The organism is Actinomadura chokoriensis (genome assembly GCF_039529475.1).
Classification (GTDB): domain Bacteria; phylum Actinomycetota; class Actinomycetes; order Streptosporangiales; family Streptosporangiaceae; genus Spirillospora; species Spirillospora bangladeshensis.
On the sequence record NZ_BAAAMW010000001.1, the window covers coordinates 539,899 to 564,903 of the forward strand.

General features: G+C 68.3%; 25 protein-coding genes and 1 tRNA gene. 6 read left to right on the forward strand and 20 right to left on the reverse strand.

Annotated features, from left to right (window positions below; all coding sequences use genetic code 11):
• Positions 1 to 70 precede the first annotated feature (70 nt).
• The 12 genes from prmC to ABFX46_RS02710 all read right to left on the reverse strand — a co-directional run bounded on the left by prmC (position 71) and on the right by ABFX46_RS02710 (position 13,294).
• Complete coding sequence (prmC, locus tag ABFX46_RS02655) at positions 71 to 931, reverse strand: peptide chain release factor N(5)-glutamine methyltransferase (RefSeq protein WP_346039712.1); 861 nt, start codon at positions 929 to 931, stop codon at positions 71 to 73.
• A 109-nt stretch (positions 932 to 1,040) separates the two neighbouring features.
• Entirely contained in the window at positions 1,041 to 2,105 is a 1,065-nt protein-coding gene (gene prfA / locus ABFX46_RS02660) for a peptide chain release factor 1 (protein ID WP_346039713.1), read from the reverse strand.
• Between the two features lie 125 nt (positions 2,106 to 2,230).
• Positions 2,231 to 2,449 carry a 50S ribosomal protein L31 gene (gene rpmE / locus ABFX46_RS02665; RefSeq protein ID WP_021598595.1) on the reverse strand — a complete coding sequence of 73 codons (219 nt, stop codon included), beginning with the start codon at positions 2,447 to 2,449 and terminating at the stop codon, positions 2,231 to 2,233.
• 176 nt (positions 2,450 to 2,625) lie between these two features.
• Complete coding sequence (locus ABFX46_RS02670; RefSeq protein ID WP_346039714.1) at positions 2,626 to 3,279, reverse strand: response regulator transcription factor; 654 nt, start codon at positions 3,277 to 3,279, stop codon at positions 2,626 to 2,628.
• Between the two features lie 32 nt (positions 3,280 to 3,311).
• Entirely contained in the window at positions 3,312 to 4,694 is a 1,383-nt protein-coding gene (locus ABFX46_RS02675; RefSeq protein ID WP_346039715.1) for a sensor histidine kinase, read from the reverse strand.
• A 183-nt stretch (positions 4,695 to 4,877) separates the two neighbouring features.
• The gene (gene rho, locus ABFX46_RS02680) at positions 4,878 to 6,986 is read right to left on the reverse strand and encodes a transcription termination factor Rho (protein WP_346039716.1); all 2,109 of its coding nucleotides are present in this window, start codon (positions 6,984 to 6,986) and stop codon (positions 4,878 to 4,880) included.
• A gap of 456 nt (positions 6,987 to 7,442) precedes the next feature.
• Positions 7,443 to 8,384, reverse strand: a complete 942-nt coding sequence (gene thrB, locus ABFX46_RS02685) for a homoserine kinase (RefSeq protein ID WP_346039717.1) — start codon at positions 8,382 to 8,384, stop codon at positions 7,443 to 7,445.
• A 2-nt stretch (positions 8,385 to 8,386) separates the two neighbouring features.
• Positions 8,387 to 9,454 (reverse strand): threonine synthase, encoded by a 1,068-nt coding sequence (gene thrC / locus ABFX46_RS02690; RefSeq protein ID WP_346039718.1) that lies wholly within the window; start codon positions 9,452 to 9,454, stop codon positions 8,387 to 8,389.
• Positions 9,455 to 9,543: 89 nt separating this feature from the next.
• Positions 9,544 to 10,848 (reverse strand): homoserine dehydrogenase, encoded by a 1,305-nt coding sequence (locus ABFX46_RS02695; protein WP_346039719.1) that lies wholly within the window; start codon positions 10,846 to 10,848, stop codon positions 9,544 to 9,546.
• Positions 10,845 to 12,236, reverse strand: coding sequence for a diaminopimelate decarboxylase (lysA, locus tag ABFX46_RS02700; RefSeq protein ID WP_346039720.1), 1,392 nt, complete (start codon positions 12,234 to 12,236; stop codon positions 10,845 to 10,847). Before lysA ends, ABFX46_RS02695 begins: the two co-directional genes overlap by 4 nt.
• The gene (locus ABFX46_RS02705) at positions 12,233 to 12,910 is read right to left on the reverse strand and encodes a DALR anticodon-binding domain-containing protein (protein ID WP_346039721.1); all 678 of its coding nucleotides are present in this window, start codon (positions 12,908 to 12,910) and stop codon (positions 12,233 to 12,235) included. The genes lysA and ABFX46_RS02705 overlap by 4 nt, the downstream gene beginning before the upstream one ends.
• 21 nt (positions 12,911 to 12,931) lie before the next feature.
• Positions 12,932 to 13,294: a response regulator transcription factor gene (locus tag ABFX46_RS02710; protein ID WP_346039991.1), complete on the reverse strand. Its 363-nt coding sequence runs from the start codon at positions 13,292 to 13,294 to the stop codon at positions 12,932 to 12,934.
• A 128-nt stretch (positions 13,295 to 13,422) separates the two neighbouring features.
• Between ABFX46_RS02710 and ABFX46_RS02715 the strand changes: the two genes are divergently transcribed.
• Positions 13,423 to 13,494 (forward strand) — tRNA-Arg (locus ABFX46_RS02715).
• Between the two features lie 1,356 nt (positions 13,495 to 14,850).
• Positions 14,851 to 15,042 carry a hypothetical protein gene (locus ABFX46_RS02720; protein ID WP_346039722.1) on the forward strand — a complete coding sequence of 64 codons (192 nt, stop codon included), beginning with the start codon at positions 14,851 to 14,853 and terminating at the stop codon, positions 15,040 to 15,042.
• 727 nt (positions 15,043 to 15,769) lie between these two features.
• On the opposite strand, the gene ABFX46_RS02725 is transcribed toward ABFX46_RS02720, so the two are convergent.
• Positions 15,770 to 16,195 carry a hypothetical protein gene (locus ABFX46_RS02725; RefSeq protein ID WP_346039723.1) on the reverse strand — a complete coding sequence of 142 codons (426 nt, stop codon included), beginning with the start codon at positions 16,193 to 16,195 and terminating at the stop codon, positions 15,770 to 15,772.
• Between ABFX46_RS02725 and ABFX46_RS02730 the strand changes: the two genes are divergently transcribed.
• The 4 genes from ABFX46_RS02730 to tcmP all read left to right on the forward strand — a co-directional run bounded on the left by ABFX46_RS02730 (position 16,104) and on the right by tcmP (position 20,056).
• A complete protein-coding gene (locus tag ABFX46_RS02730; protein ID WP_428831206.1) occupies positions 16,104 to 16,784 on the forward strand; it encodes a GntR family transcriptional regulator in 681 nt (226 codons plus the stop codon). The two genes, ABFX46_RS02725 and ABFX46_RS02730, sit on opposite strands and share 92 nt — an antisense overlap.
• Positions 16,785 to 16,805: 21 nt before the next feature.
• The gene (locus ABFX46_RS02735; protein ID WP_346039725.1) at positions 16,806 to 17,969 is read left to right on the forward strand and encodes a type III PLP-dependent enzyme; all 1,164 of its coding nucleotides are present in this window, start codon (positions 16,806 to 16,808) and stop codon (positions 17,967 to 17,969) included.
• Between the two features lie 202 nt (positions 17,970 to 18,171).
• The gene (locus ABFX46_RS02740) at positions 18,172 to 18,969 is read left to right on the forward strand and encodes a DUF5131 family protein (protein WP_346039726.1); all 798 of its coding nucleotides are present in this window, start codon (positions 18,172 to 18,174) and stop codon (positions 18,967 to 18,969) included.
• A gap of 70 nt (positions 18,970 to 19,039) precedes the next feature.
• Complete coding sequence (gene tcmP / locus ABFX46_RS02745; RefSeq protein ID WP_346039727.1) at positions 19,040 to 20,056, forward strand: three-Cys-motif partner protein TcmP; 1,017 nt, start codon at positions 19,040 to 19,042, stop codon at positions 20,054 to 20,056.
• 256 nt (positions 20,057 to 20,312) lie between these two features.
• Here tcmP and ABFX46_RS02750 read toward each other — a convergent pair whose 3' ends face one another.
• The 7 genes from ABFX46_RS02750 to ABFX46_RS02780 all read right to left on the reverse strand — a co-directional run bounded on the left by ABFX46_RS02750 (position 20,313) and on the right by ABFX46_RS02780 (position 24,987).
• The gene (locus ABFX46_RS02750; protein ID WP_346039728.1) at positions 20,313 to 20,750 is read right to left on the reverse strand and encodes a hypothetical protein; all 438 of its coding nucleotides are present in this window, start codon (positions 20,748 to 20,750) and stop codon (positions 20,313 to 20,315) included.
• 213 nt (positions 20,751 to 20,963) lie between these two features.
• Entirely contained in the window at positions 20,964 to 21,161 is a 198-nt protein-coding gene (locus ABFX46_RS02755; RefSeq protein WP_346039729.1) for a hypothetical protein, read from the reverse strand.
• A gap of 34 nt (positions 21,162 to 21,195) precedes the next feature.
• Positions 21,196 to 22,281, reverse strand: coding sequence for an IS630 family transposase (locus ABFX46_RS02760; RefSeq protein WP_346039730.1), 1,086 nt, complete (start codon positions 22,279 to 22,281; stop codon positions 21,196 to 21,198).
• 147 nt (positions 22,282 to 22,428) lie between these two features.
• The gene (locus ABFX46_RS02765) at positions 22,429 to 22,710 is read right to left on the reverse strand and encodes a hypothetical protein (RefSeq protein ID WP_346039731.1); all 282 of its coding nucleotides are present in this window, start codon (positions 22,708 to 22,710) and stop codon (positions 22,429 to 22,431) included.
• 236 nt (positions 22,711 to 22,946) lie between these two features.
• A complete protein-coding gene (locus ABFX46_RS02770; RefSeq protein ID WP_346039732.1) occupies positions 22,947 to 23,456 on the reverse strand; it encodes a signal peptidase II in 510 nt (169 codons plus the stop codon).
• Between the two features lie 206 nt (positions 23,457 to 23,662).
• The gene (locus ABFX46_RS02775) at positions 23,663 to 24,022 is read right to left on the reverse strand and encodes a hypothetical protein (protein ID WP_346039733.1); all 360 of its coding nucleotides are present in this window, start codon (positions 24,020 to 24,022) and stop codon (positions 23,663 to 23,665) included.
• Between the two features lie 320 nt (positions 24,023 to 24,342).
• Entirely contained in the window at positions 24,343 to 24,987 is a 645-nt protein-coding gene (locus ABFX46_RS02780) for a TetR/AcrR family transcriptional regulator (protein WP_346039734.1), read from the reverse strand.
• Positions 24,988 to 25,005: the final 18 nt, after the last annotated feature.

Consider the following 25,005-nt stretch of genomic DNA (forward strand, 5'->3'; position numbering starts at 1 on the left):
TCGGCTCACGATCGCCCGTCTTCCCATCTGCGCGGCGCTCATCGAAACAGCACCGACCAGGATAGCGGTGCTAGTCGGTCGCCAGGCGCGCCGTCACGAAGCGGTCCCGGTTGGTGAGGTCGCGGCGGTTGCGGACGTCGCGCCAGCCGTTCTCCTCGGCGAAGATCCAGTACACGCCGTTGCCCTGCAGGTCGCTGTGCTCGACGGCGGCGTGCCCGCCGGGGCGCAGCAGCCGGCGGGCGGTGCGCTCGATGACGCGGATCGCGTCCAGGCCGTCCTCGCCGCCGCCCCACAGCGCGTCGGCCGGGTCGTGGTCGCGGACGTCCGGCGGGACGTACTCCCACTCGCTCATCGGGATGTAGGGCGGGTTGCTGATGACGAGGTCGACGGTGCCGTTCAGCTCGGGCAGGGCGGCCGCGAAGTCGTCCAGGTGCAGGCGGACGCGGCCGCGCTCGTCCAGCTCCTCGATGTTGCGGGTCGCGTGCACGAAGGCCGTCGGGTCCTTCTCGACCGCGTGGACGCGCGCGCGGGGCGCCTCGAGCGCGATGGAGAGGGCGATCGCTGCCGAACCCGTGCCGAGGTCGACGACGAGAGGGTCGCGGACGTCCATGTCGCGGAGCGTCTCCAGCGCCCAGCCGACCATCACCTCGGTCTCGGGGCGCGGGACGAACACGCCCGGCCCGACCTTCAGCTCCAGGTAGCGGAAGTAGGCGCGGCCGGTGATGTGCTGCAGCGGCTCCCCCGCCTCGCGCCGGGCGACGTACTCCCAGAAGCGGGCGTCGAACGCGCTGTCGGGCACGCCGTGCAGCTCCGAGCGCCGCACCTCGTGCACGGCCGCCGCGAGCTCCTCGGCATCGGCGCGGGGCGAGGCCGCGCCCGCGTCGGCGAGGCGCGCGGTCGCCCTGGCGATCTCGTCCAGCAGCAGAGTCATGACCTCGCCCTTCGAGGGGGGACGACCCCCCACGCCCCCCGATTCGCTCCGCTCATGACCTCGCACCTTCGAGGGGGGACGACCCCCCACGCCCCCCGATTCGCTCCGCTCATGATCCTTGGGCTTCGGCCAAGCGCCGTTCCATGTCGGCGTCGACCAGCGCTTGGGTGACGTTGTGGAGGTCCCCGTCCAGCACCTGGTCGAGGTTGTAGGCCTTGTAGCCGACCCGGTGGTCGGAGATCCGGTTCTCCGGGTAGTTGTAGGTGCGGACGCGCTCGGAGCGGTCGACCGTGCGGACCTGGCTCTTGCGCTCGGCGGCCGCGGCGGCGTCCGCCTCCTCCTGCGCCATCGCCAGCAGCCGCGACCGCAGGATGCGCAGCGCCTGCTCCTTGTTCTGGAGCTGGCTCTTCTCGTTCTGGCACGACACGACGGTGCCGGTCGGCAGGTGCGTGATGCGGACCGCGGAGTCGGTCGTGTTGACGCTCTGCCCGCCGGGACCGGACGAGCGGTACACGTCGATGCGCAGGTCGTTCGGGTCGATCTGGACGTCGACGTCCTCGGCCTCGGGCGTCACGAGGACGCCGACCGCGCTGGTGTGGATGCGGCCCTGCGACTCGGTCGCGGGCACCCGCTGCACGCGGTGCACGCCGCCCTCGTACTTCAGCCGCGTCCAGACGCCTTCGTCGGCATTGCCCTTGGCCTTCACCGCGACCGTGACGTCCTTGTACCCGCCGAGGTCGGACGGGTGCGAGTCGATGATCTCGGTCTTCCAGCCGATGCGCTCGGCGTAGCGCAGGTACATGCGCAGCAGGTCGCCGGCGAACAGCGCCGACTCCTCGCCGCCCTCGCCGGCCTTCACCTGGAGGATGACGTCCTTGGAGTCGCTCGGGTCGCGCGGGACCAGCAGGCGGCGCAGCCGCTCCTCCAGTTCCTCGCGGCGCCGGTCGAGGTCGTCGGCCTCGGCGGCGAACGCCGCGTCCTCCCCGGCCAGCTCGCGGGCCGCGGCGAGGTCGTCCTGGGTGGACGCCAGCTCGCGCTGCGTCTCGACGATGGGCCGCAGCTCGGCGTAGCGCTTGCCGAGCTTGCGGGCCAGGGCCTGGTCGCCATGGACGGACGGGTCGGCGAGCCGTTCCTCGATGCCCGCGTACTCACTGATCAGTTCGTCGAGATTCACGCTGTGTCCTGACCCGTTCCGGCCGTCCCGGCCCGGAGGCGGCGGCGGTCTCCGGTTTCCGGCTTCGAAAGGCCCGGGGACCTAGGTGCCCCCGGGCCGTTCCTGGTATGTGTGCGGCGCTCGCCCTACTTGCCGGCCTTCTTCTTGCCGAAGCGCTGCTCGAAGCGCGCCACCCGGCCACCGGTGTCGAGGATCTTCTGCTTGCCCGTGTAGAACGGGTGGCAGTTCGAGCAGACGTCCGCGTGGATCACGCCGTTCTCGGCGGTGCTGCGGGTCTCGAAGGTGTTGCCGCACGTGCACGTCACGGTCGTGACGACGTAGTTCGGGTGAATGTCGGGCTTCATGGGTTCTCCTCGCCTCAGGCGGTCGCCGGGCGCCTCCGCGCAGCCCACGGGAAGGCCCATGGGAGATGTGGGAAGCGTGAACCGGTACCGCAGCGGTTGCACCTCAAGTGTGCCAGATACCTGAACGTGGCGAGGTCACCGGTCATTCCCGATCTTGGACGGCGGCCGGGGCGCGGTCATCCGCCGGTGCGCCCCAGGTAGGCCAGGACCGCCATCACCCTGCGGTGCCCGCCCTGCGCTGGCTGCAGGCCCAGCTTCATGAAGATGTTGGAGATGTGCTTCTCCACGGCGCCCTCGGTGACGACGAGGTCGGCGGCGATCGCGCCGTTGGACCGTCCCTGCGCCATCAGCCCGAGCACCTCGCGCTCGCGCGGCGTCAGCGACTCCAGCGGGTCGCCGGTGCGGCGGCGGCCGAGCAGCTGGCCGATCACCTCCGGGTCGATGACCGTCCCGCCGGCGGCGATGCGGCGGACCGCGTCGATGAACTCGGCGATGTCCGACACCCGCTCCTTCAGCAGGTAGCCGACGCCCTCGGCACCGCCGCCGATCAGGTCGGTCGCGTACCGCTCCTCCACGTACTGCGACAGGACGAGGATCGGCGTGCCCGGCCTGCGCTCGCGGACCGCCAGCGCGGCGCGCAGGCCCTCGTCGGTGAAGGACGGCGGCATCCGGACGTCGACGATCGCGAGGTCGGGGGCGTGCTCCTCGACGATCCCGAGCAGGCCCGGCCCGTCCCCCACGGTCGCCACCGTGTCGATCCCGGCGTCGTCGAGCAGCCGGACGAGCCCTTCCCTGAGCAGCACCGAGTCCTCGGCGATCACAACCCGCATCCACCCATTATGTGGCGGGCAGGACGCTTCGCTCACCAGGTGCAGGGCAGGTCCGCGCGGATGATGGTGGGGCCGCCGGGCGGGCTGTCCACGATCAGCATCCCGTCGATCGTCGCGGCCCGGTCGGCGAGGCCGGACAGGCCGCCCTCGGGGCGCGCGACCGCGCCGCCGACACCGTTGTCGATCACCTCGACGACGACCCAGCGGTCCTCGCGGGCCACCCGGACCGACACCTGGGTCGCGCGGGCGTACTTCGCGACGTTCGCCAGCGACTCGGCGACGATGAAGTAGGCGATGCTCTCCACCGCGGCCGGGGGGCGCTCCGGCAGGTCGACGTCCACCTCGACGGGGACGGGGGCGCGTCCGGCGAGGCCCGACAGCGCCGGGTCCAGGCCGCGGTCGGTGAGGATCGCCGGGTAGATCCCGCGGGCGAGGTCGCGCAGCTCGGAGATCGCCTCCTTGGTGCCGGCGTGGGCCTGCTCGATCAGCGCCCGCGCGCCCTCGGGGTCCTCGTCGAGCTTGGCGCGGGCGCGCCCGATGTCCATCGCCACGGCCAGCAGCCGCTGCTGCGCGCCGTCGTGCAGGTCGCGCTCGATGCGGCGCCGCTCGAACTCGGCGGCGTCCACCCCGCGGGCGCGGCTGGCCCGCAGGTGCTCGGTGCGCCTGCGCAGCTCGACGTTCTCGGCCTGCTCGGGGCTCGGGCCGAGCAGCAGCGCCGCGAACAGCGTGTGGCCGATCGCCATCGCCCGCGTCACGTACATCGCGAGGGCGAGGAGCACCAGCCCGAACGGCATCGCCACGAGGGCCTCCAGCGGGTTGCCGGCCCAGTACGAGACGAACCCGAGGTTGATCTCGGCGCCGCCGCTCACCGCCACGACGACCGGGAAGAACAGCGTCATGGCCGTCGCACCCCACACCGCCGCCGAGACGACGAACTCGACCAGCGTCACCGGGAACAGGACGGCGAGGTAGAGGAGGTCCTTCCAGGTGGCCGGGTCGACCATCATGGCCTTGAGCTTGGTCAGCGGGCTGCGGCCCGCCGGCATCCGCCGGTACGGGTCCGGGACGCGGACGCCGAACCCGGCCCGCACGAGCCGCCGCTCCAGCATCGCCCCGAACCGCCACGCGATCATCAGCAGCGCCAGCAGCGGCACACCGACCCAGATGATCAGCAGCCCGAGCGACAGCGTCAGGCCCACGGCGAGCACGACGAACCAGCCCAGCCCGAACGCCAGGCTCGCGGCCAGGAAGACCGCGGAACGCCAGGTCACCGACGACCGCGCCATCGCCACCGGGTGCCAGGACCCGTTCAGGACGGACGGGGCGTCCCCGCCGCCGCGCGTCGCCGCGGCCCACCGGGTCGCGGCCCACCCCACGGCGCCACCGCCGCCGGATTCTCTGGTCAGCTCGCCCACATCGTCCTCCGTGCCCCATTCCCAACCTACGATCCCCAGACTGCCGGGGCAGGGGGTGGACCGACCATGGCGCGGACCGCCGGATCCGGGGTGGGGCTAACCCCACCATGGACGGCGCCCGAACGTGGGAGACCCCCGCCCGGTCGCCCGGACGGGGGCCTCTCACATGCCTCGGCGCCGCGCTCAGCGGTCGTCGGAGACCGTGGTCTTCTGCACCTGGAGCAGGAACTCGGCGTTGGACTTGGTCTCCTTCATCTTCTCGATGAGGAGCTCCAGCGCCTGCTGCGTGTCGAGCGCGTGCAGCACCCGGCGCAGCTGCCAGACGACCCGCAGCTCCTCCGGAGCCATGAGGATCTCCTCCTTGCGGGTGGACGACTGGTCGACGTCCACCGCCGGGAAGATCCGCTTGTCGGCGAGGCTCCGGTTGAGCTTCAGCTCCATGTTGCCGGTGCCCTTGAACTCCTCGAAGATGACCTCGTCCATGCGGGACCCGGTCTCCACCAGCGCGGTGGCGAGGATCGTCAGCGAGCCGCCGTTCTCGATGTTGCGCGCCGCGCCGAAGAACCGCTTCGGCGGGTACAGCGCGGTCGAGTCGACACCACCGGACAGGATGCGGCCGGACGCCGGCGCCGCCAGGTTGTAGGCCCGGCCCAGGCGGGTGATCGAGTCGAGCAGCACGACGACGTCGTGGCCCAGCTCGACGAGCCGCTTGGCGCGCTCGATCGCCAGCTCGGCGACCGTGGTGTGGTCCTCGGCGGGACGGTCGAAGGTCGAGTGGATGACCTCGCCCTTCACCGTCCGCTGCATGTCGGTGACCTCTTCCGGACGCTCGTCCACCAGGACGACCATCAGGTGGCACTCCGGGTTGTTCTTGGTGATCGCGTTCGCGATCGCCTGGAGCACCATGGTCTTGCCGGCCTTCGGCGGCGACACGATCAGCCCGCGCTGGCCCTTGCCGATCGGCGACACCAGGTCGATGATCCGCGTGGTCAGGATGCCGGGGTCGGACTCCAGCCGCAGCCGCTCCTGCGGGTACAGCGGGGTCAGCTTGGTGAAGTCGACGCGGCCCTTGGCCTGCTCCGGCTCCATCCCGTTGACGGTGTCGAGGCGGACCAGCGCGTTGAACTTCTCGCGCCGCTCGCCCTCGCGCGCCTGCCGGACGGCGCCGGTGATGACGTCGCCCTTGCGGAGGCCGTTCTTGCGGACCTGCGCCAGCGACACGTACACGTCGTTCGGGCCGGGCAGGTAGCCGGTCGTCCGGACGAAGGCGTAGTTGTCGAGGATGTCGAGGATGCCCGCGACCGGGATGAGGACGTCGTCCTCGGTGATCACCGGCTCCTCGTAGCGCTCGCGGCCGCGGCCCCGGTTGCGCTCGCGGAACCGGCGCCCGCGCCGGCCCCGGCCGCCGCCGTCGTCATCGTCGTGCTGGCCGCCGCCGCCCTGGCTCTGGCCGCGCTGACGGCCGCCGCCCTGGTCGTTCCGGTCGCCCCGGTCGTTCCGGTCACCGCGGTCGCCCCGGTCGTTCCGGTCACCGCGGTCGCCCCGGTCGTTGCGGTCGCCCCGGTCGCGGCTCTCGCCGCGCTCGCGGCCGCCGCGCTGCCGCTGGCGCCCGCCGCCGTCGCGGCCCTGGTCGCGTCCGCCGTCGCGGCCGCCCTGGGACTCGCCGTCCTCGGCGTTCTGGTCGCGGCCCTGCTCACGGCCCTGGTCGCGGCCGTGCCGCTCGCCGCGTCCCTCGCCGGCCCCCCGGTCGTGCCTGTCGCCGCGCTGACGGCCGCCCTGCCGGTCCGTCCGCTCGGCCTTCTCCGGCCTGTCGGTCCGCTCCGCCTTCTCGGTGCCCCTGTCCGCGGCGTCGGCCTGCGCGTCGGCCTGCTTCTCGGCCTGCTTGTCGGCCGGGGCCTCGGCCTGCTTCGGGGCCTGCTCGGCGGCGGGCGCGGCGTCGGCGATGGTGACCTGGTCGTCGGCGGCCTCGCGCTTGGCGGCCGCGGTGCGGGTCCGCCGGGGGCGCTCGGTCTTCGCCGGGGCAGCGGCTCCCTGCTCGCCCCCGGCCGAGCCCTGCTCCTGGCCGCCGCCCTGCTTCTCCTGGATGGCGGCGATGAGCTGGCTCTTGCGCATCCCGGTCACGCCGGTGATGCCGAGGCTGGACGCGAGCGCCTTGAGCTCGGGCAGCACCATGGCCGACAGGCCGGTGCCCGACCGGCGGCGCCGGGGGGTGGCGGGCTCCGCGCCGGCCTGGGCGGCGTCGGCGGGTCCCGTGCTGGGTGCGTCCGTAAGGAGTTCGCTGGATTCGCTCACTAAGGGTCCTTCCCAGGGAGCGGGCGTTGGCCGGCGTTCGGCCAGTCGACCCGGTGGTGCGGCCCGGCGGGGGCGCCGGGACGGGCTCCGCTGATCACGATGGAACCGGGATCTGCGTGTTCTGGGCACAGCCAGATGGTGGACGGGACGTTCCGCTCGTGCGTGTCCCCGGTACCGCCACGTCCGAAGTTGTTGCGCTGGTATGCCTGACAACGGGATGTCACGGTGTCGGGGAGCCTAGTACGCGGGACCGACACGACCGGAGGGTCGAACAGGCGACGCGCGGCTGACGAGCACGCTGCCCCGAACGGGGCATCTGGTGCGGCATTCAGCCTAACATCACCAGGGCACACTGCTATTCCCCAGAGGTCGATGTCTTCGCATTTTACCTAGCGGGATCGGGCCGGAACCGGCACCGGTCGATGCACCGCGCGGGCCCCGCCCACGGTGCCGCGATCAAGCCCGGACCTCGGGTTCTCCGGTCATGACGCGTGCGCCGCGGGTCGCGACGTCCAACGGGTGTATGTGCCACCCTTTACCCACTTCGGGGACTACTGAATCAACTCGTGATGCGTTTGTGAAGGCCAGGACAGTCGGCCCGGCCCCGGAAATCACCGCCGGGACGCCCGCGTCCCGCAGCGTCTTGACCAGCGCGGCGGAATCGGGCATGGCGGGCGCGCGGTAGTCCTGGTGGAGGCGGTCCTCGGTCGCGTCCAGCAGGACGTCCTCGGGGAGGCCCCCGGTGAGCGCCGCGATGAGCAGCGCGGCACGTCCGGCGTTGGCGGCGGCGTCGCCGTGCGGGACGGTCGCGGGCAGGACGCTGCGGGCCCGCTCGGTCGGCAGCCGCTGCTCGGGGACCAGCGCGGTGACCTGCGCGACCTGCGACTCCAGCCGGACGAGCCGCGCGCCGCCCGGTGCCGTCCAGGCGACGGTCAGGCCGCCGGCGAGGCACGGCGCGACGTTGTCGGGATGCCCCTCGATCTCGGTCGCCAGGCGCAGCGCGGCGTCGTCGTCGAAGAGCTTCCCGGCGGGGTGCAGCGCGCGGGCCGCGACGATCCCGGCGACGATCGCCGCCGACGACGAGCCGAGCCCGCGGCTGTGCGGGATCCGGTTGCGGCAGCGCAGCCGGATCCCCGGCGGCCGCGCGGGGCCGGATCCGGCCAGGTCATCGAGGACGTCGAAGGTGCGGCGCAGCACCTTGACGATCAGGTGCCGCTCGCCCCGGTCGGCGACCTCGGCCCCCTCGCCGTCCACCTCGATGGACACCGCGCCGCCGGTCAGCTCGACCTCGACGTCGTCGTACAGGGACAGCGCGAGGCCGAGCGAGTCGAAGCCAGGGCCCAGATTGGCGCTGGTCGCGGGCGTCCGCACCAGCACCGGGCCTTCGGTCCAGTCCACGCTCAGGTCAGGCCGAGTTCGGAGGCGGCGGAGTGCGCGTCCACCTTGATGGTGGTCGGCGCCGGCGCGCCGGAGATCGCCCAGTCGGGGTCCTTGAGGCCGTTGCCGGTCACCGTGCAGACGACCCGCGAGCCGCGCTGGACGGCGCCCTGCTCGCTCGCCTGCAGCAGGCCGGCGACGCTCGCCGCGGAGGCAGGCTCCACGAAGACGCCCTCCTCGCGGGCGAGGAGGCGGTAGGCCGCGAGGATCTGCCGGTCGGTGACGGAGTCGATCGCGCCGCCGGACTCGTCCCGCGCCGCGACGGCCAGGTCCCAGGAGGCGGGGTTGCCGATGCGGATCGCGGTCGCGATCGTCTGCGGCTTCAGGACGGGCTCGCCCTTCACGAACGGCGCGGCGCCGCTGGCCTGGAAGCCCAGCATGCGCGGCGTCCTCGACGCCTCCCCGTCGGCGGCGTACTCCTTGTAGCCCATCCAGTACGCGGAGATGTTGCCGGCGTTCCCGACGGGCAGGCAGTGGACGTCGGGGGCGTCGCCGAGCGCGTCCACGATCTCGAACGCGGCCGTCTTCTGCCCCAGCAGCCGGTACCTGTTGACCGAGTTGACCAGCGCGACCGGGTAGTCGACCGACAGCTTCTGCGCCAGTTCGAGGCAGTCGTCGAAGTTGCCGTCGACCTGCAGCAGCCGCGCGCCGTGCACGAGCGCCTGCGCCAGCTTGCCCATCGCGATCTTGCCCGCCGGGACGAGGACCGCGCAGGTCATCCCGGCCCGCACCGCGTAGGCGGCGGCGGACGCGGAGGTGTTGCCGGTGGACGCGCAGATCACCGCCTTGGCGCCGTCCTCGGCGGCCTTGCTGATCGCCATCGTCATGCCGCGGTCCTTGAACGAACCGGTCGGGTTGGCGCCCTCGACCTTGAGGAACACCTCGCAGCCGGTCAGCTGGGACACGCGGTGGGCGGGCACCAGCGGCGTACCGCCTTCGAGCAGCGTCACGACCGGTGTCTTGTCCGTCACCGGAAGCCGGTCGCGGTACTCCTCGATGAGGCCGCGCCACGCGCGGGCGTTCGGGTTCACGTCGGTCTCCTGGAATGACCTGGGATGTTGCCCGAAGTCTACCGGGGCGGCATATGCCGTCCCGCTCCTCGGGTGGGGCTCGGGTGCGGCTATTCGTCGCCCTCGACGCGCATCACGCTCGTCACGGCCCGGACGATCTCCAGCCCGCGCAGGCCCTCCACGGTCGCCGTGAGGGCCGCGTCGGGCGCCCGGTGCGTGACGACGACGAGCTGGGCCTCCTCGCCCAGCCCGACCTGCCGGACGGCCTGGATGGACACGCCGTGCCTGGCGAACTCCTCCGCGACCGTGGCGAGGACACCGGCCTCGTCCGTGACGTCGACCTGGATGTAGTAGCGCGTGACCGTCTCACCCATCGGCAGGACGGGAAGCTTCGCGTACGTGACCTCGACCGGGCCCGGTGTACCGCCGGCCACGTTCCGCGCCACCGCGACCAGGTCGCCGAGGATCGCGGACGCCGTCGGAGCACCGCCGGCACCCGCGCCGTAGAACATGAGAGAGCCGGCGGACTCCGCCTCCACGAACACGGCGTTGTACGCCTCGCGGACGCTCGCCAGTGGGTGCGACCGGGGAATCATCGCCGGATACACGCGAACGGACACGCCGCGGCCGTTCCGTCCGTCCGGCGAGGGAATCCGCTCGCAGATGGCCAGGAGCTTGACGACGCAGTCCATGCCCTTGGCGCCCGCCACGTCGGCGGCGCTCACCTCGGTGATGCCCTCGCGGTGGACGTCCGCGGCCGTGACGGGCGTGTGGAAGGCGAGCTGCGCCAGGATCGCCGCCTTGGCCGCCGCGTCGAAACCCTCCACGTCGGCCGTCGGATCGGCCTCCGCGTAGCCGAGCGCCTGCGCCTCTTCGAGCGCGTCGTTGAAACCGGCGCCGTGCGTGTCCATCTGGTCGAGGATGTAGTTCGTGGTGCCGTTCACGATGCCCAGCACCCGGTGCACGTGGTCGCCGACCAGCGAGTCGCGCAGGGGGCGCAGTAGCGGGATGGCCCCCGCGACGGACGCCTCGTAGTACAGGTCGGCGCCGTACTCGCGGGCGGCCGCGAACAGCGTCGCGCCGTCCTCGGCCAGCAGCGCCTTGTTCGCCGTGATGACCGACTTGCCAGACTTCATCGCCTCCAGCATCAGCGTGCGGGCCGGCTCGATGCCGCCGATCACCTCGATGACGATGTCGACGTCGTCCCTGGTCACCAGCGCCTGCGCGTCCGTCGTCAGCAGCTCCGCCGGGACGCCCGCGCGCACCCGGTCCGGCCTGCGGACCGCGATCCCGGCGAGCTCCAGCGGGGCGCCGACGCGCGCGGCCAGGTCGTCGGCCTGCCCGATCAGCAGCCGGACGACCTCCGTGCCGACCACGCCGCATCCGAGCAGCGCCACGCGCAGTCCGGGTTTCACGCTTCGACCTCCGCGTCGAGCCGCAGCAGGTCCGCCGCGCTCTCCCGCCGGACGATCACGCGCGACCTGCCGTTCCTCACCGCCACCACGGCCGGCTTCGGGACGAAGTTGTAGTTGCTGGCCATCGACCGACAGTACGCACCGGTCGCCGCCACCGCCACCAGGTCCCCCGCCGCAAGATCTTCGGGGAACCACAGGTCCCGCACCACAATGTCGCCGCTTTCGCAGTGCTTGCCGACAAGCCTACTGAGCATGGGCGGAGCATCGGACGACCTGCTCGCGAGCACGCCGGTGTACTCGGCGCCGTACAGCGCCGTGCGCAGGTTGTCGCTCATGCCGCCGTCCACGGAGACGTAGGTGCGCAGGCCCTCGACGTCCTTGACCGTGCCGACCTCGTACAGCGTGACACCGCCCGGCCCGATGATCGCCCGTCCGGGCTCCACGGTGAGCCGCGGCATGGCCAGGTCGTACGCCTTGCACTCGCGGGCCACGATGTCCCTGAGGCCGTCCGCGATGGACTTGGGGTCGTGCGGCTCCTCGCCCGGCACGTAGGCGATCCCGTAGCCGCCGCCGAGGTCGAGCTCGGGAAGCTCGACGCCGTGCTCGTCCCGGATGGCCACCAGCAGCTCGGCCAGCCGGTGCGCGGCGACCTCGAAGCCGTCCACCTCGAAGATCTGCGACCCGATATGGGAGTGCAGCCCCACCAGCTCCAGCTGCTTCAGCTCCAGGACCCTGCGCACCGCCTCCAGCGCGGCCCCGGAACTGCGCGAGAACCCGAACTTCTGGTCATCGTGGGCGGTGGCGATGAACTCATGGGTGTGCGCCTCCACACCCGTGGTCACGCGCACCATCACCTTGGCCCGGACGCCCATCTCCTGGGCGATGTAGGCCACCCGCGCGATCTCCTCGAACGAATCGAGCACGATCCGTCCGACCCCGGCCTCAAGGGCCTTCTCGATCTCCCAGGGGGCCTTGTTGCTGCCGTGCAGGGTGATGCGCTCGGTAGGGAAGTCGGCCGCCAAGGCAACAGCGAGCTCACCTCCGCTGCACACGTCGAGCCCGAGACCCTCTTCCTTGAGCCACTTGGCGACGGCCGTACACAGGAACGCCTTGCCCGCGTAGTGGACGTCCCCGTCATGGAACGCCGCCGCGTACTCCCTGGCCCGGCTCCGGACGTCCTCCTCGTCGTAGACGTACAGAGGCGTGCCGTACTCCTTGGCCAGATCACGCACGTCGACGCCGCCGACGGTCAGGACGCCGTCCTCCCGCCGAGCGCCGCGCGGCCACACGGCGGCCTCCAGGGCGTTCAGATCCTCCGCCGGCCCGGCGGGGTGGTCCTCCGGCAGCACATCGGCATGCCGCGGCCCAGCAGGGTGTACTCGACTCATATCCGCTCTCTAGGGGTTTCACCGATCATGTTCAGCCCGTTGCCGAGGACGACCCGCACCGCCCGCGCCAGCCCGACCCGTCCCGGCACGGGCTCCTCATCGCCCTTCGGGACGGCCGGACAGCGCTCATGGACGTCGTGGTACGCCCCGGCCACCCTCTCCAAACAAAACATCAGCGGCCTTGCATCCCGCTCACGCTCGGCCTGCTCGGCCCGCCCCGGCACGTCCCCCATGGCCCAGACGAGCTCGGACTCCAGCCCGCCGGCCCTGAGGGGCCCGTCCGCGACCCCGAGCTCACGCGCCCACCGCCCCGCCCAGCAGGCCCGCGCATACGCATAACGCACCGAGAACCCGGGGTTGTCGAACGTCCGAGGCCACTCGTCCCACGCCTTCCCCGGCACCCGCGCGACCCCGTAATCAGGATCACGCAGGATCTGCTCGACCAGTTCCCCGGCCCCGAGCACGACCCGGACGAACCCGGCCCCCGCGACGACTCCCCCGACCCGCCGCGCGATCACCTCGGGATCGACACCGAGCCGCAACGCCACCGGACTCTCGAAGACCCCCCGCCCGCGCCCGAAGACGACCACGCTCTCCGGCACCGCGACGTCGATCTCCCCTTCGGCCACGGCGTCCCGCACCGCCCGCACGAGGGCATCGCCGACTGGAGTCACCCTGGTGAGACTATCTGACCACTATCTGGACACGGCAGCGAGTTTCCGCACCGTCTGGATCAGCTGGTTCGGGTCGAACGGCTTGGTCACGTAGGCGTCGACCCCGATCTCGTGCCCCCGCCGCACATCGTGCTCCTGCGCCCGCGCGGTGATCATCGCCACCCGGATGTGCGCGGTCCCGGGATCCTCCCGCAGCCGCACCGCGGTGACCCACCCGTCCAGCCGCGGCATCATCACGTCCAGCGTGATGACGTCGGGCCGGACCTCGCCCACCTTCTCCAGGCAGTCCTGACCGTCCACCGCGGTCTCCACCTCGAACCCCTCCAGTTGCAGGTTCACGGCGATGAGCTGGCGGATCACCTCGTCATCATCGACGACCAGCACGCGTCCCAGTGGCTCGGTCACGGCTCGAAGTTAGCCCACTCCGCCCCCCGCACGCACGGCGAAAAGCCAGGTGCACGTCACCCCGCCAACCCTGCTAACCTTCTACCGCGCCCCTCCGAGGGCGCAGGGCCCCCTTAGCTCAGGGGATAGAGCAACGGCCTCCGGAGCCGTGTGCGCAGGTTCGAATCCTGCAGGGGGCACCTACAAACGATCAGCCGGTTCCCGCGCTTGACCTGCGGAAACCGGCTTCTGTCGTTCACGGGCCATGTGACATCAGATGCCACCGTGGGACGCCGTACGCCACGGCGCGCGTTCCATCTATGTTCCATGCAGACCCGTGCGTCCGGGCGCCGAGTGGACTCTGCCCCCTCGAAGCCCCCGGGGAGGCCCCCAACTGGCGCCACATCTGCAACACCCGTAAGCCGCGGGGCACCGCTATGTCACTCACCTGGGTAGAGGAGACGGCTCCGAGCCTTCAAGGCGTCCCTGCGGAAGTTCGATTGGTGCGAGTACGCCCATTGCGGGAACTCGTCGTTCCATAGTTGCAACCGATCAGCCCAGGGCTTATCCCTGTGTTCCGCACATGCGAACGCCGCGAGCCTGGCCTTCTTAGGACTCAGCGCACGTACTCGATCCAACCCTTCCCGTCGTCGAACATCTTGAAATGCACGAACGACATCCTCAGGACTTGCCATTGGATCGATGGTCAACACAATTCTTCGAGCCCATGCATGAGACACACCATGCCGCCACTTGATGCCAAGGTCACGGGCACGGATAGTTGAAACCTGTGGCGTCAGGTCAGTGAGAACGAAGGTCGTAGCCTGGCCGGATGTCCATGCGTAGTAACTGGCAAGGGAGTCAGCCAATACACGAAGCCTATCCAGGACCCCACCGGCAGCGACCGGGATAATCCGTCTCCAATCATCATCAGGTACAGCATACGACAGAAATCGGGTGCTTACCTTCCCTTGAAACCTAGCCAACGGCGGATCTACTAGCCATCCACCTCCCTTTTCAAGGGTCACACGTCCTGCTTCCATAGCACAGGTTATGTCCAACGTCCGGCCCCCGTCGCGTTCAGCTTGGGCTTTTATCCAGGATTCAACTTCGGCCCACTGCATAAGATCGTCGCCAAGATAATTGCGGCGGAACGTGACAACGTCTGGATCTTGGCGAGCACTGACCGCTACCAATTGCGACACAGCCCATGCCCGCTCCTGGCCAGGCGTTGGCCCTTCGGGTCGAGAGACCGCGCCCTTCTCCCGCTCAGCAGTCGGAGCTGCCGCCTCCAGGATTGTCCGCGCCTCGTGTTCGAGAACCTCCAAGCCGCGATCTCCCCCGACGGAGATCGCATCCTCAACGAACCCTCGGTCCTGCAGGTAGGACCAGAGGCCCTCATTGAAACGGCGGCCGAGTCGACGCCGAAGGCGTGTACGAAACTCTTCCTCATGCATCACCTCAGGATACCCGTATCTTGATGCATCACCTTGAGGTCATCGGCTACGGCTGCACGGTCTCCGCTCCGACCGGCGCCCGAACACAGGAGGATTCCGATGACCGACGAGTCAGAGAAGAGCCCGAAGAAGCGCCCCATCGACCGCGACCACCGCGCGAAGCGCCGCGTCCGCCGGCGACAGCGTCGGCAGTGGCGGTGGCGGTGGCGGGGCAACGTGGAGGTTGCACTGTTGGCCTGGCACAGTGTTCTCGTTGCAGTTGCGACGTGGGAGGCATGGCCTTTCCACTGACTACACGGCCGAGAAGGGGCTCAGGATCACCTGAGCTCCTTCTCGGCGTCTACAACGCTCGACGGGTACATCCTCCCGCATTGCCCAAGGACAAGGGCCTCGCGGGCTAGTCGCCGAGGGCGTCGTCTATGAGCCCCTCCCACACGCGGTCTTGACCGGCTATGACCTTGGCGTAGATCTTCAAAGAGCACCTCGACACTGTGTCCGGCCCACTCAGCGACCTGCGTAGGCGGGACGCCGGCGTTGAGCCGTAGGGAAACACCGGCGTGCCGTAGGTCGTACGGGCGCCGAGCCAGGTCGGATGCCTCCTCGGCGGGCGTGAGGCGACCGTGCGCGCTCGGTGCCACGTGCGCCGATAGCCGGACGGGAGAAGCAGTCCCCCGCGCTCTGTGCGGAACAGACGGCCGTCGGGGGCGACGCCGAACCGATCGATGTGCGCTCGCAGGATCCTGACGAGTTCCGGCGGAATGGGGACAGGCCGCTTGGCCTCGCGGTTGCGGCCTTTGAGTCCGCGGACATCGTGGTAGTCGCCGGAATCCGTCCACTCGGTGCCCGACCGAGGGCCGTGAACCGGAGAGCATCAGGCAGCCCCATCCCGTCGAAGGAAGGTCGCAGTCGACATCCCGCAGTGAGACGACCTAGCCGGGCCGCATCATCGCGTGATAGATGCACGCGAAGAACGCCACCATTCGAGGGCCTCGCCGGGGTCCCGCGTAGCTAACGGCTGTCAGTAGTTCGGCCATTTGGCGGGCGACGGGACAACGGCCGGGTCTACCTCCTCCCATACCTCGTCATCCTGCGTCGGTTTCCAATCGAGACCCTCGATGGGGTTAACGGCGAGGCGTTTCCGCTGGACGGCGTATTTGAGCACGTTGTAGAGAACCCGGCGGCGCCGCGTGTAGTAGCTCGGCGCGGCCCGCGTGCCGTCCAGCTTGCGGGCGCACGCGTCCAGAACCCGCGTGATGCCCTCGAACTCGGCGAGGTCGGAGCGCCACGGGTTCCGCGACATCGCCGCAAAAATCCGTGAGGAAATCATCGACGGCCGGTACCCCACCGGATCCGTGCTGCCGGCCGAGCCGGAGCTTGCCGACCGGTACGGGGCTTCCCGTAGCTTGGTGAACCGGGCAATGCAGGTACTCGCGGCCGAGGGCATGGTCCGTCCTCGGCAGGGACGGGGAACCATGGTCACCTGGCTACCGCCGATGCTCCACTCACCTGCCCGCTACGACCGGACGAAGCGCGAGAACAACGGCGCCCGCGGCGCGTTCGACGCCGAGGTTCGCGCCCTCGGCCTGGAGCCCAAGCACGAGATCACCACCGAGCACGCCGAACCGCCGGCCGAGGTCGCCGAGTTGCTCGGCGTGCCGACCGGTGAGGCGAACTGCCTTGTCCGTCGCCGGCGTCTCCTCGCCAGTGACATCCCCGTCCGGATCAACGAGAGTTGGTTCCCCCTCGACATCGCCGAGGGCACCGTCCTGGAGGAAGACGGCCCGGTGATCGTCGGCGGCGTTAAGAGCGCGCTCGCCGAACTCGGCTACCCGCAGGTCTCGGCGCGCGAGCGGATCACTCCTAGCCGGCTGCCCACCGACGCCGAAGCGCGGGCGCTGGAGATCAGTCCCGAGCGGACGGTCATCCAGATCACGCACGTCGGCATGACCGCCGAGGGCCGGGCCGTGGAGGTGACCGTCACAGTGGCGCCCGCCCACTACCTGACGGCCCAGTACGAGTTCCCGCTCGCCTGACAACCGGAGAGACCACGCCCGATGATCACGCGCCAAGTCCAAGACCACGCCCAGACCCTTGCCGGCAAGGGCGAGCTACCCGCGTTCGTCTACGACCTGGCCGCGCTGCGCGAGCACACGGCCGAGGTCAAGGCCGCGCTCTCGGCGCCCGGTGCGCCGGAGATCTTCTACGCCGCAAAGGCCAACCCCGACACGCCGATCCTCCAGGCGCTCGCCCCGTACATGGACGGCATCGAGGTCGCGTCCGGCGGCGAGCTGGCACACGTCCGCGAGGCCCTGCCGGACGCACGCCTCGCATTCGGCGGCCCCGGCAAAACCGATGACGAACTCCGCCAGGCACTCGCCCTCGACGTCGAGCGCATCCACGTCGAAAGCCCGTACGAGCTATCCCGCCTCGCCGACATCGCCCAGACGGCCGGACGCGAGGTCGACATCCTGCTACGGCTCAACCTCGCCGGCGACCGCAGCGGCGTAGCGCTCGCCATGAGCGGCCCATTTGGCATGGACCCCGAACTCATCGAGTCGTGCACCGACATCCTGACCGCCGCGCCGCACGTGCGCCTACGCGGCATCCATGCGCACCTGGCGTCCGGCCTGGACGCGTCCGCCATGGTCGCCCAGTCCACAGAGATCCTCACGTGGGGCCGCGCATGGCTCGACCGGATCGGCCACACCGGACCACGGGAGTTCAACCTCGGCGGCGGCATGGCAGTCGACTACTCGACGCCCGAGACCCGATTCGACTGGAAGCAGTACGGCGCCGACGTTGCCGCGCTCGCCGAGCCGGGCGAAACGCTGCGCATCGAACCGGGCCGCTCCATCAGCGTCTACGCCGGGTGGTACATCACCGAGGTACTGGACGTGAAGAAGGCACACGGCCAGTGGTACGCCGTCCTACGCGGCGGCACCATGCACATCCGGACACCGGTCACCAAGCAACACAACCACCCGTACGACGTCCTCACCCGCAACGGCGACGGCCCTGCAGTCGCCGGCGAACCCGTAACCCTCGTCGGTCAACTCTGCACACCAAAGGACGTCTTCGCCCGCGAGGTCCCCACGAACCGCATCGCCGTAGGCGACCTAGTCGCCTTCTCCATGTCCGGCGCCTACGCCTGGAACATCTCCCACCACGACTTCCTCATGCACCCAAAGCCCACATTTTCGTATTTGGACTCCCAGTAGGAGCTACTCAAGGGCCCCCAGTCGATTCAACGACTGGGGGCCCTAGTCATTCCCACGACGAGCGGCGAACTGCCAGCGCTTATCCACACCGGTGTGGATAAGCGCCCGACTGGCGAGAGTAGTGTCTCTATAAGATCTTTGGGACCAAAGTATCTACTCGCTATCTTTTCTTTCCTAGTACTGCTACGATTTAGGTGAACGAATGGACGAGAGGTGGACAACTAACACAAGGGGAGCGGAGGTAGTTCTCATGGCTCATGGTACTAGCATTGAGTGGACGGAAGTCACATGGAACCCTACGACCGGCTGCGACCGAATCTCAGCCGGTTGCGACAACTGTTACGCGCTGACGCTGGCTCGACGCCTCAAGGCAATGGGAACAGAGAAGTACCAGAACGACGGTGACCCCAGAACATCGGGCCCAGGTTTCGGTATTACGGTACACCCCGATACTCTTCAACAGCCCTACGGTTGGCGCTCTCCCCGCGTTGTGTTCGTCAACTCAATGAGCGACCTATTCCACGCTCGCGTGCCCCTTGCCTTCGTGCGCCAGGTGTTTGAGGTAATAGCCGACACCCCTCAGCACACCTACCAAATCCTCACTAAGCGCTCATCTCGCCTCCGAAAAGTGGCAAATCAACTCGACTGGCCGGCGAACCTCTGGATCGGCGTCTCTGTCGAGAACGACGAAGCTCTCTACCGAGTGGATGATCTTCGCACGGTGCCGGCTGCGGTGCGGTTCCTCTCGTGTGAGCCGCTTATCGGTCCCCTCGAACGACTAGATCTTGAGGGCATCGGGTGGGTTATCGCAGGTGGTGAGTCGGGTCCCAACCATCGACCGCTTGACTCCCGGTGGGTGATGGACATCCGTGACAAGTGCATTTCCGCGAGCGTCCCGTTCTTCTTCAAGCAGTGGGGCGGCCGCACCCCCAAGCAGGGCGGCCGAGAGCTTGAAGGACGGCAGTGGAGCGAGATGCCAGCACTGGCTGGCGTCCGGTAGCTACATAAGGCACCCCACATGAGGCGCATGAGCCGTCCGAAACCGGCCGTCACGTGACACGGCGGCGCTCATGCGCTATCTGTGGACCCATCGGACATCGATGGGGGTTGCGATGGCAAGGGACTGGGGCTGGTGGACAGAACAGAAGCTCGACATCTTGTCGGACTATCTGACAGGCTTTAGCAGAGCTTCGACCCGCGCCAAAACTACGGTTTACCTGGACCTGTTCGCCGGACAAGCAGAGAACCTTAGCCGCGAACGAACTCGGCACACGATAGAAGGCTCACCTAAACGAGCATTGGCGATAGAACCCCCTCTCACCGTCCTTCGCTTCTTCGAACTTCCGAGCAACGCAGCTCAACTCGACCACTCACTAAGGACGGCCTACCCTAACCGCGACTTCAAGGTTGTTGCCGGTGATTGCAACAGCACCATTGATGACACCCTTGCAGAGCTTACCCCTCTTAACTGGGCCCCAAGTTTCGCGTTCCTCGATCAGCAGTCCACCGAGGTTGAATGGTCTACCTTGACCAAACTCGCTCGCCACAAGCGGCGCGGAAAGCCCAAAGTGGAACTCTGGCTTCTGTGTGCGAGTGGACTCCTACCGAGAGGCCTGCGCCTAAGACAGGACATAGACACAGGTGTAGTCGATCAGATGAACGCCATGTTCGGCACAGACGCTTGGCTGCAGGCGCTCGAAGCAACACGCGATGACACTCTCAGCGGGAAGCAGTTCGAAGCCGAACTAACAAATCTCATGCGCTGGCGCATGGAGAAGGTGCTCGGATACAAGAAGACCCGAACATTCAAGGTGGTCAACACTCGCGGTCGCGAAATATTCGACATGATATTCGCGACCGATCACGACATCGGCGATAAGATCATGAAATGGTCTTATGGTAAGGCGCAGAAACAACAGCCCTCTCTTCAGCTTCGGGCCAAGTTGGGTCGCCAACAGGCCAGAGAGGAAGAGCGCGGAGAGATCAGCCTCTTTGACGCGGCCGAGTTTGCAGCCGAGCCGCTTCCGGCTGGCTACGAGGTCATCCCTGACGACCTTCCACCACACCCACCGTTCCGCCGGCGGTAGCCACCCAGCGCCCCCATATACGTTCCAGTTGCGCCCCATCCGTGCGAGCCCTGCAACGTATGTGCAGGTCACGCACGTGTTAGACACTGGTCTCCGGAGCCGTGTGCGCAGGTTCGAATCCTGCAGGGGGCACCTCAAATGATCAGCCGATCCCTGCCCTTGACCAGTGGAACCGGCTTCTGTTGCGGATACGCCGCATACCCGGAGGCACCGCAGAGAGCGCACACCGCTAGAGAGCCGGCCGGAGCGGCGCTGTCTACACTCGTGTGAGGAGATGCCGACTCGGCTCATAGTCAATCTTCCAGTCGGCGCAGCACCCCAGCACCCCGTCAGCAACGCACCGGATCCCGACACTGACCCAGCGGACCGAGTCGTCAGGCCGCAAGGAGAAGCCGACAGCCACATCGAACACGTCTGCGCCGCAGGGGCAGACGACTGCCTCAGGTTCGGTGTCCGACCAATGTTCATCGCTGTCGAGCATGAGCACGTCCTTGCCACAGTCGACGCAACTGCGTTCTACGGTTCCCTCCTCTCCGTCAACTCGGAGCCGGAAGGACCGGCCGCCACAATCGACGCAGGTCGCCTTGACAACCTGCCCGACCCGATACCCCTCCGCGCCGAGTTCTTCCAGATAATCGGCGAGATCAGCGGCAGACTCTCCGCGCCACCATTCCCCGTTCGTGTCCATCGCCATCGACACAAGCTACTCAGGTCGCACCACCGGGCCAACACCCGGAACATGTGCGTAACAGCGCACGCCACGCGGCGGCGAAGGAGCGTTCATGTCCAGGTCAGCGCGGCTCAGTGCGACGGCGGCCGAGTGGTGTTCTCTCCCGGCGGGCTCGCTGAGGCTGGATGGTGGCGGGTTGGGAACTCGCTTGCCGGATCCAGAAACCTGGGGACCAGGCTAATCGGGTCTGGTCACGTGCTGCTGGCGTCTCACTGTGTAGACCAGCACCGCCGTCCCGAGCATGGCCAGCATGGCGGCCAAGGCGATCACGATGAGGCTGTCTGCTTGGTCGGTGACAGTTGAGAGGAGCCCGGACCAGTTGATGTCGGTCTCGTTGTCAGGGTGGTTCTGGGGTTCGGCGAGATAGGTGCGCAACGGCTCAACCCCTTCGGGAAGTGATCACAGCACACTAGTGTCGTGAGTCGTTAATTCGTTGGCAGTATGCGGCGAGGGTTTCGAGGATCTCGTCGGCGGTCTTGGTCCACACGAACGGCTTGGGGTTCTTGTTCCATTCGTTGACCCAGCCGCGGACGTCGCGTTCCAGCTCGACAACGCTGCGGTGGGCCGAGCGGCGGAGTTTGCGGTTGGTGAGTTCGGCGAACCAGCGTTCGACCAGGTTGAGCCAGGACGAGCTGGTCGGGGTGAAGTGCAGGTGGAACCGGGGGTGGCGCAGCAGCCACGTGTGGACCTGCTCGGTCTTGTGGGTGGCGTAGTTGTCCAGCACCAGGTGCAGGTCTAGGTCCTTGGGGACGGCGGCGTCGATGAGCTTGAGGAACCGCAGGAACTCCTGGTGGCGGTGGCGCCGGTAGTGCTGGGCGATCACCGACCCCGAGGAAAGGTCCAGGGCGGCGAACAGGCTGGTGGTGCCGTGCCGGACGTAGTCGTGGGTCATCCGGGCCGGGGTGGTGGGCATGATCGGCAGAATCGGCGCTGTGCGGTCGATCGCCTGCATCTGGCTCTTCTCGTCCACCGCGAGCACCAGGGCGTTGTCAGGCGGGTTCAGGTACAGCCCGACCACGTCGCGGACCTTGTCGACGAACTGCGGGTCGGTGGACAGCTTCCAGGTCTGCACGGTGTGGGGCTTGAGGCCGAACGCCCGCCAGATCCGCGAGACCGCCGACTGCGACATCCCGGTCGCCGCCGCCATCGACCGCGTCGACCAGTGCGTGTCCGCACCGGGCGTCTCCTCCAGCGTGGTGGTGACGACCCGCTCGACCTGCTCGTCGGTGATCGTGCGGGGCCGGCCCGGGCGCGGCTCGTCGCTCAGGCCTTCCAGCCGGTCGGCCAGGAAACGCGACCGCCACTTCGACACCGTGTTCCGCGAGGCCCCGGCCTGCTCGGCGACCTGGGCGATCGTGGCGCCCTCGGCGCACAGCAGCACGATCCGCGCCCGCAACGCCAAAGCCTGAGAGGTCTTGCGGCGGCGCACCCACCCGGTCAGCGCCGACCGCTCCTCATCGGACAACACCACCGGATCCAGCTTCGGGCTCGGCATCCCAACAGCCTACCGACTAACAAAGAACTATTGACTCAGAACACTAGCTCCGAATGGGTATCCCGATGATCTCGACAGCTTCCGGTTGACCGAGTGCTTCGCCGGGCGCTGGGTTGCTGAACGCGCTGGCGGCCGCTTGTGGCTAGCTCACGCGGCGGACAGGGTCAGTTCTCCCTCGGTCGGTTCCTCGACGTGCACGTCGATCGCCGCGTCCTCGTCGGCGTCGAACCGCAGTGTCCAGTACGGCGACAGCGCTAGGAGGAACGTCCACCCTTCGTGTTCTTCGGCGGTTGGTGGAGACGCGAAGGTCGCTGAGATCCGCCATCCGGCTTCGTCGCTGACTATGACGACGTGGACGTCCACTGAGCACAGGCACGTGTTCCGGTTCGCCCACCACTCCAGCCGGGCCGCACCCTCATACGTGTCCATGGTGTGAGTATGGCGGGGACTGAGGTGCTCTGACGATTGTCTTTCGGCGGGTACTCGTGGGGACGAAATATCGCGCTCTTGTGGGTGCAGGGCGCGCCATTCTGAGGTTGGTGCGGGTTGGAGGGCCGGCTGAGTGGCTGCAGTGTGGCGCCAACTCGGGCAAGTGACCCGCCCCTACGGCGTCTAGGACGTGTCGCGGCTATGGGGCGGGTGCCTGTGTATCTACGTGGGGGTGGCTAGGCGGGTTCTTCGTTCTGTGCCTTGGCTAGGTGGATGCCGCGTAGGTTGAGGAGCAGCAAGGCTGCACAGCCGCAGACGAGGGCGATGTCGGCGACGTTGCCCACGAATGGGCCGTAGTCGATGAAGTCCACGACATGGCCGCGGGCGGGGCCCGGCTCGCGGAAGAGGCGGTCGCCAAGGTGGGATACTGCTCCGCCGAGTAGTGCGCCCAGTACGAGTGCCCAGGCTGGGGAGTTCAGGCGTCGTGCGGTGTAGAGGATGCCGGCCACTGCTGCTGCCGCTGTCAGCGTGAACACCCATGTCGCCTCGGTGCCTATGGAGAAGGCGGCGCCGGGGTTGTACAGCAGGCGGAAGTGGATCAGTGGGGGAAGCACGGCGACGCGCTCGCTGTCGGAGAGCGCGGTGACCGCCCATAGTTTGGTGAGCTGGTCCACGAGCAGGACTAGCGCGGCCAGTATGAGCATCACGCCGTACAGGCGGCTTGAGCCTCGATTTCGCTGCATCATTGTGCGACCGGATGAGTAGTGAGGTCGTGTTCGCGGGGCTGTGTGGTGTCTGCGCGGTCCGCGCCTCGCCCGGAAGTGGCAGCCGCGCGATTTACCATTGTCATCTATTGACATCCCCTATCCGACTGCACCTTCTCCCCTGCCGATGGAGAACATAAAAGACTTCAGGTCCGGATAGGTTATTAGAGTCTCACAGGAGCCGAAGACTACCAGACGCCGAGCGCCATGACGTTCCATGAGAGGTGGATGACGGGGCGTGTCTGTAGTCGCAATGGGTCGAACTCGCCACTATTGAAGTGGAGGATCAGGCCCTCGCACTCGTCCCGCTTCTCGACAGTCAGGCTCTCCAGGTTGCGGATCCTGCCTATCGTCATGATCTCTTCCCCCGCCTCGTATATCGTCAGGTACGCCTCGCCCGACGTGGGATCGAGAGAGAAGAGCACTTCACGAGATCCTCGACGGAGACGGAATGACTGAAGTCCGACAGGCCACGTCAGGCCGTCGTCCATCGAGGTCGGTTCGTCCTCGAAAAGCCAGATCAGGTCCGCTAGCTCGGGCATTTCCATAAAGTGATGTTAGCCTGGCGGCGGGCATGGGAGCAAAGGCACGGTCGTTGGCGGCTGCCACACGAGGGGCCGACTTCAAGACTCGCAGCCTCGATGATGTACCTCCGACACGGATTGAGCATGCCGGCCAAGGGCTTGGCGCATTTGGTGCCCAGTGTGGTCCGCTCGGCGAGAACCTCTGGGGCGGAGAATCCTAAGCCGTCCAAGGCGGGCTCAAAGCAACCTCTGGCCTCCGCCACGAAGGTCTTCACTCGGATATCCACACCGCCGTTTCGGGCATCGAAAAGCGTGGTTCCGTGGTCGGTGTGGCGGGTGCCGGGTTACGTCGCGGGGGCCAGGCCCTTGGCTATCAGTTGCAGGCCGAATTCGAACTGGTCTGAGGACGGTAGGGACGGCAGGTCTGCCGAGAGCCTCACCGTGGTCGGGAAGCGGTCGGCGGGTAGGCCGGCGTAGAAGTGGTGCCGCTGGCGGCGGGCCTCTGGGTCGTCGCCCCAGGTTCGAGGGGCCTGGTAGCCGGAGAAGCCCAGCGCGTAGGTGATCAGGACGCCGTAGGCCCGGGTGGCTTCGGCGCCCTTCAGGCCGGCCGATTCCAAACGAGCCAGGACGTCCTCCATTGCGCCGTCCAGGGAGTCGATGCTGTCCGTCACGCGCGTCGAGAGCAGGCGGACGACGCAGGGGTGGGCGAGCATCATCGCGCGGAAAGCCCGCCCGCATCCCACGAGTATGTCGACCGGGTCGTCCGTCTCGGCGGGAGGGACTTCCATCCCGCCGAGGACGTGGTCGGCCATCGCGTCGAGGATCTCCTCTTTGTTGCGGAAGTAGCTGTACAGGGTCATCGCGCCGACGCCCAGTTCGCCGGCCAGGCGCCGGACGGTCAGGGTGTCCAGGCTCTCGGAGTCGCCTATGCGCACGGCGGTCTCGACGATGCGTTCGCGGGTGAGCGTCCGCGCGTCCTTCTTGGCCATGCTGCTCCGTGTCTCGTC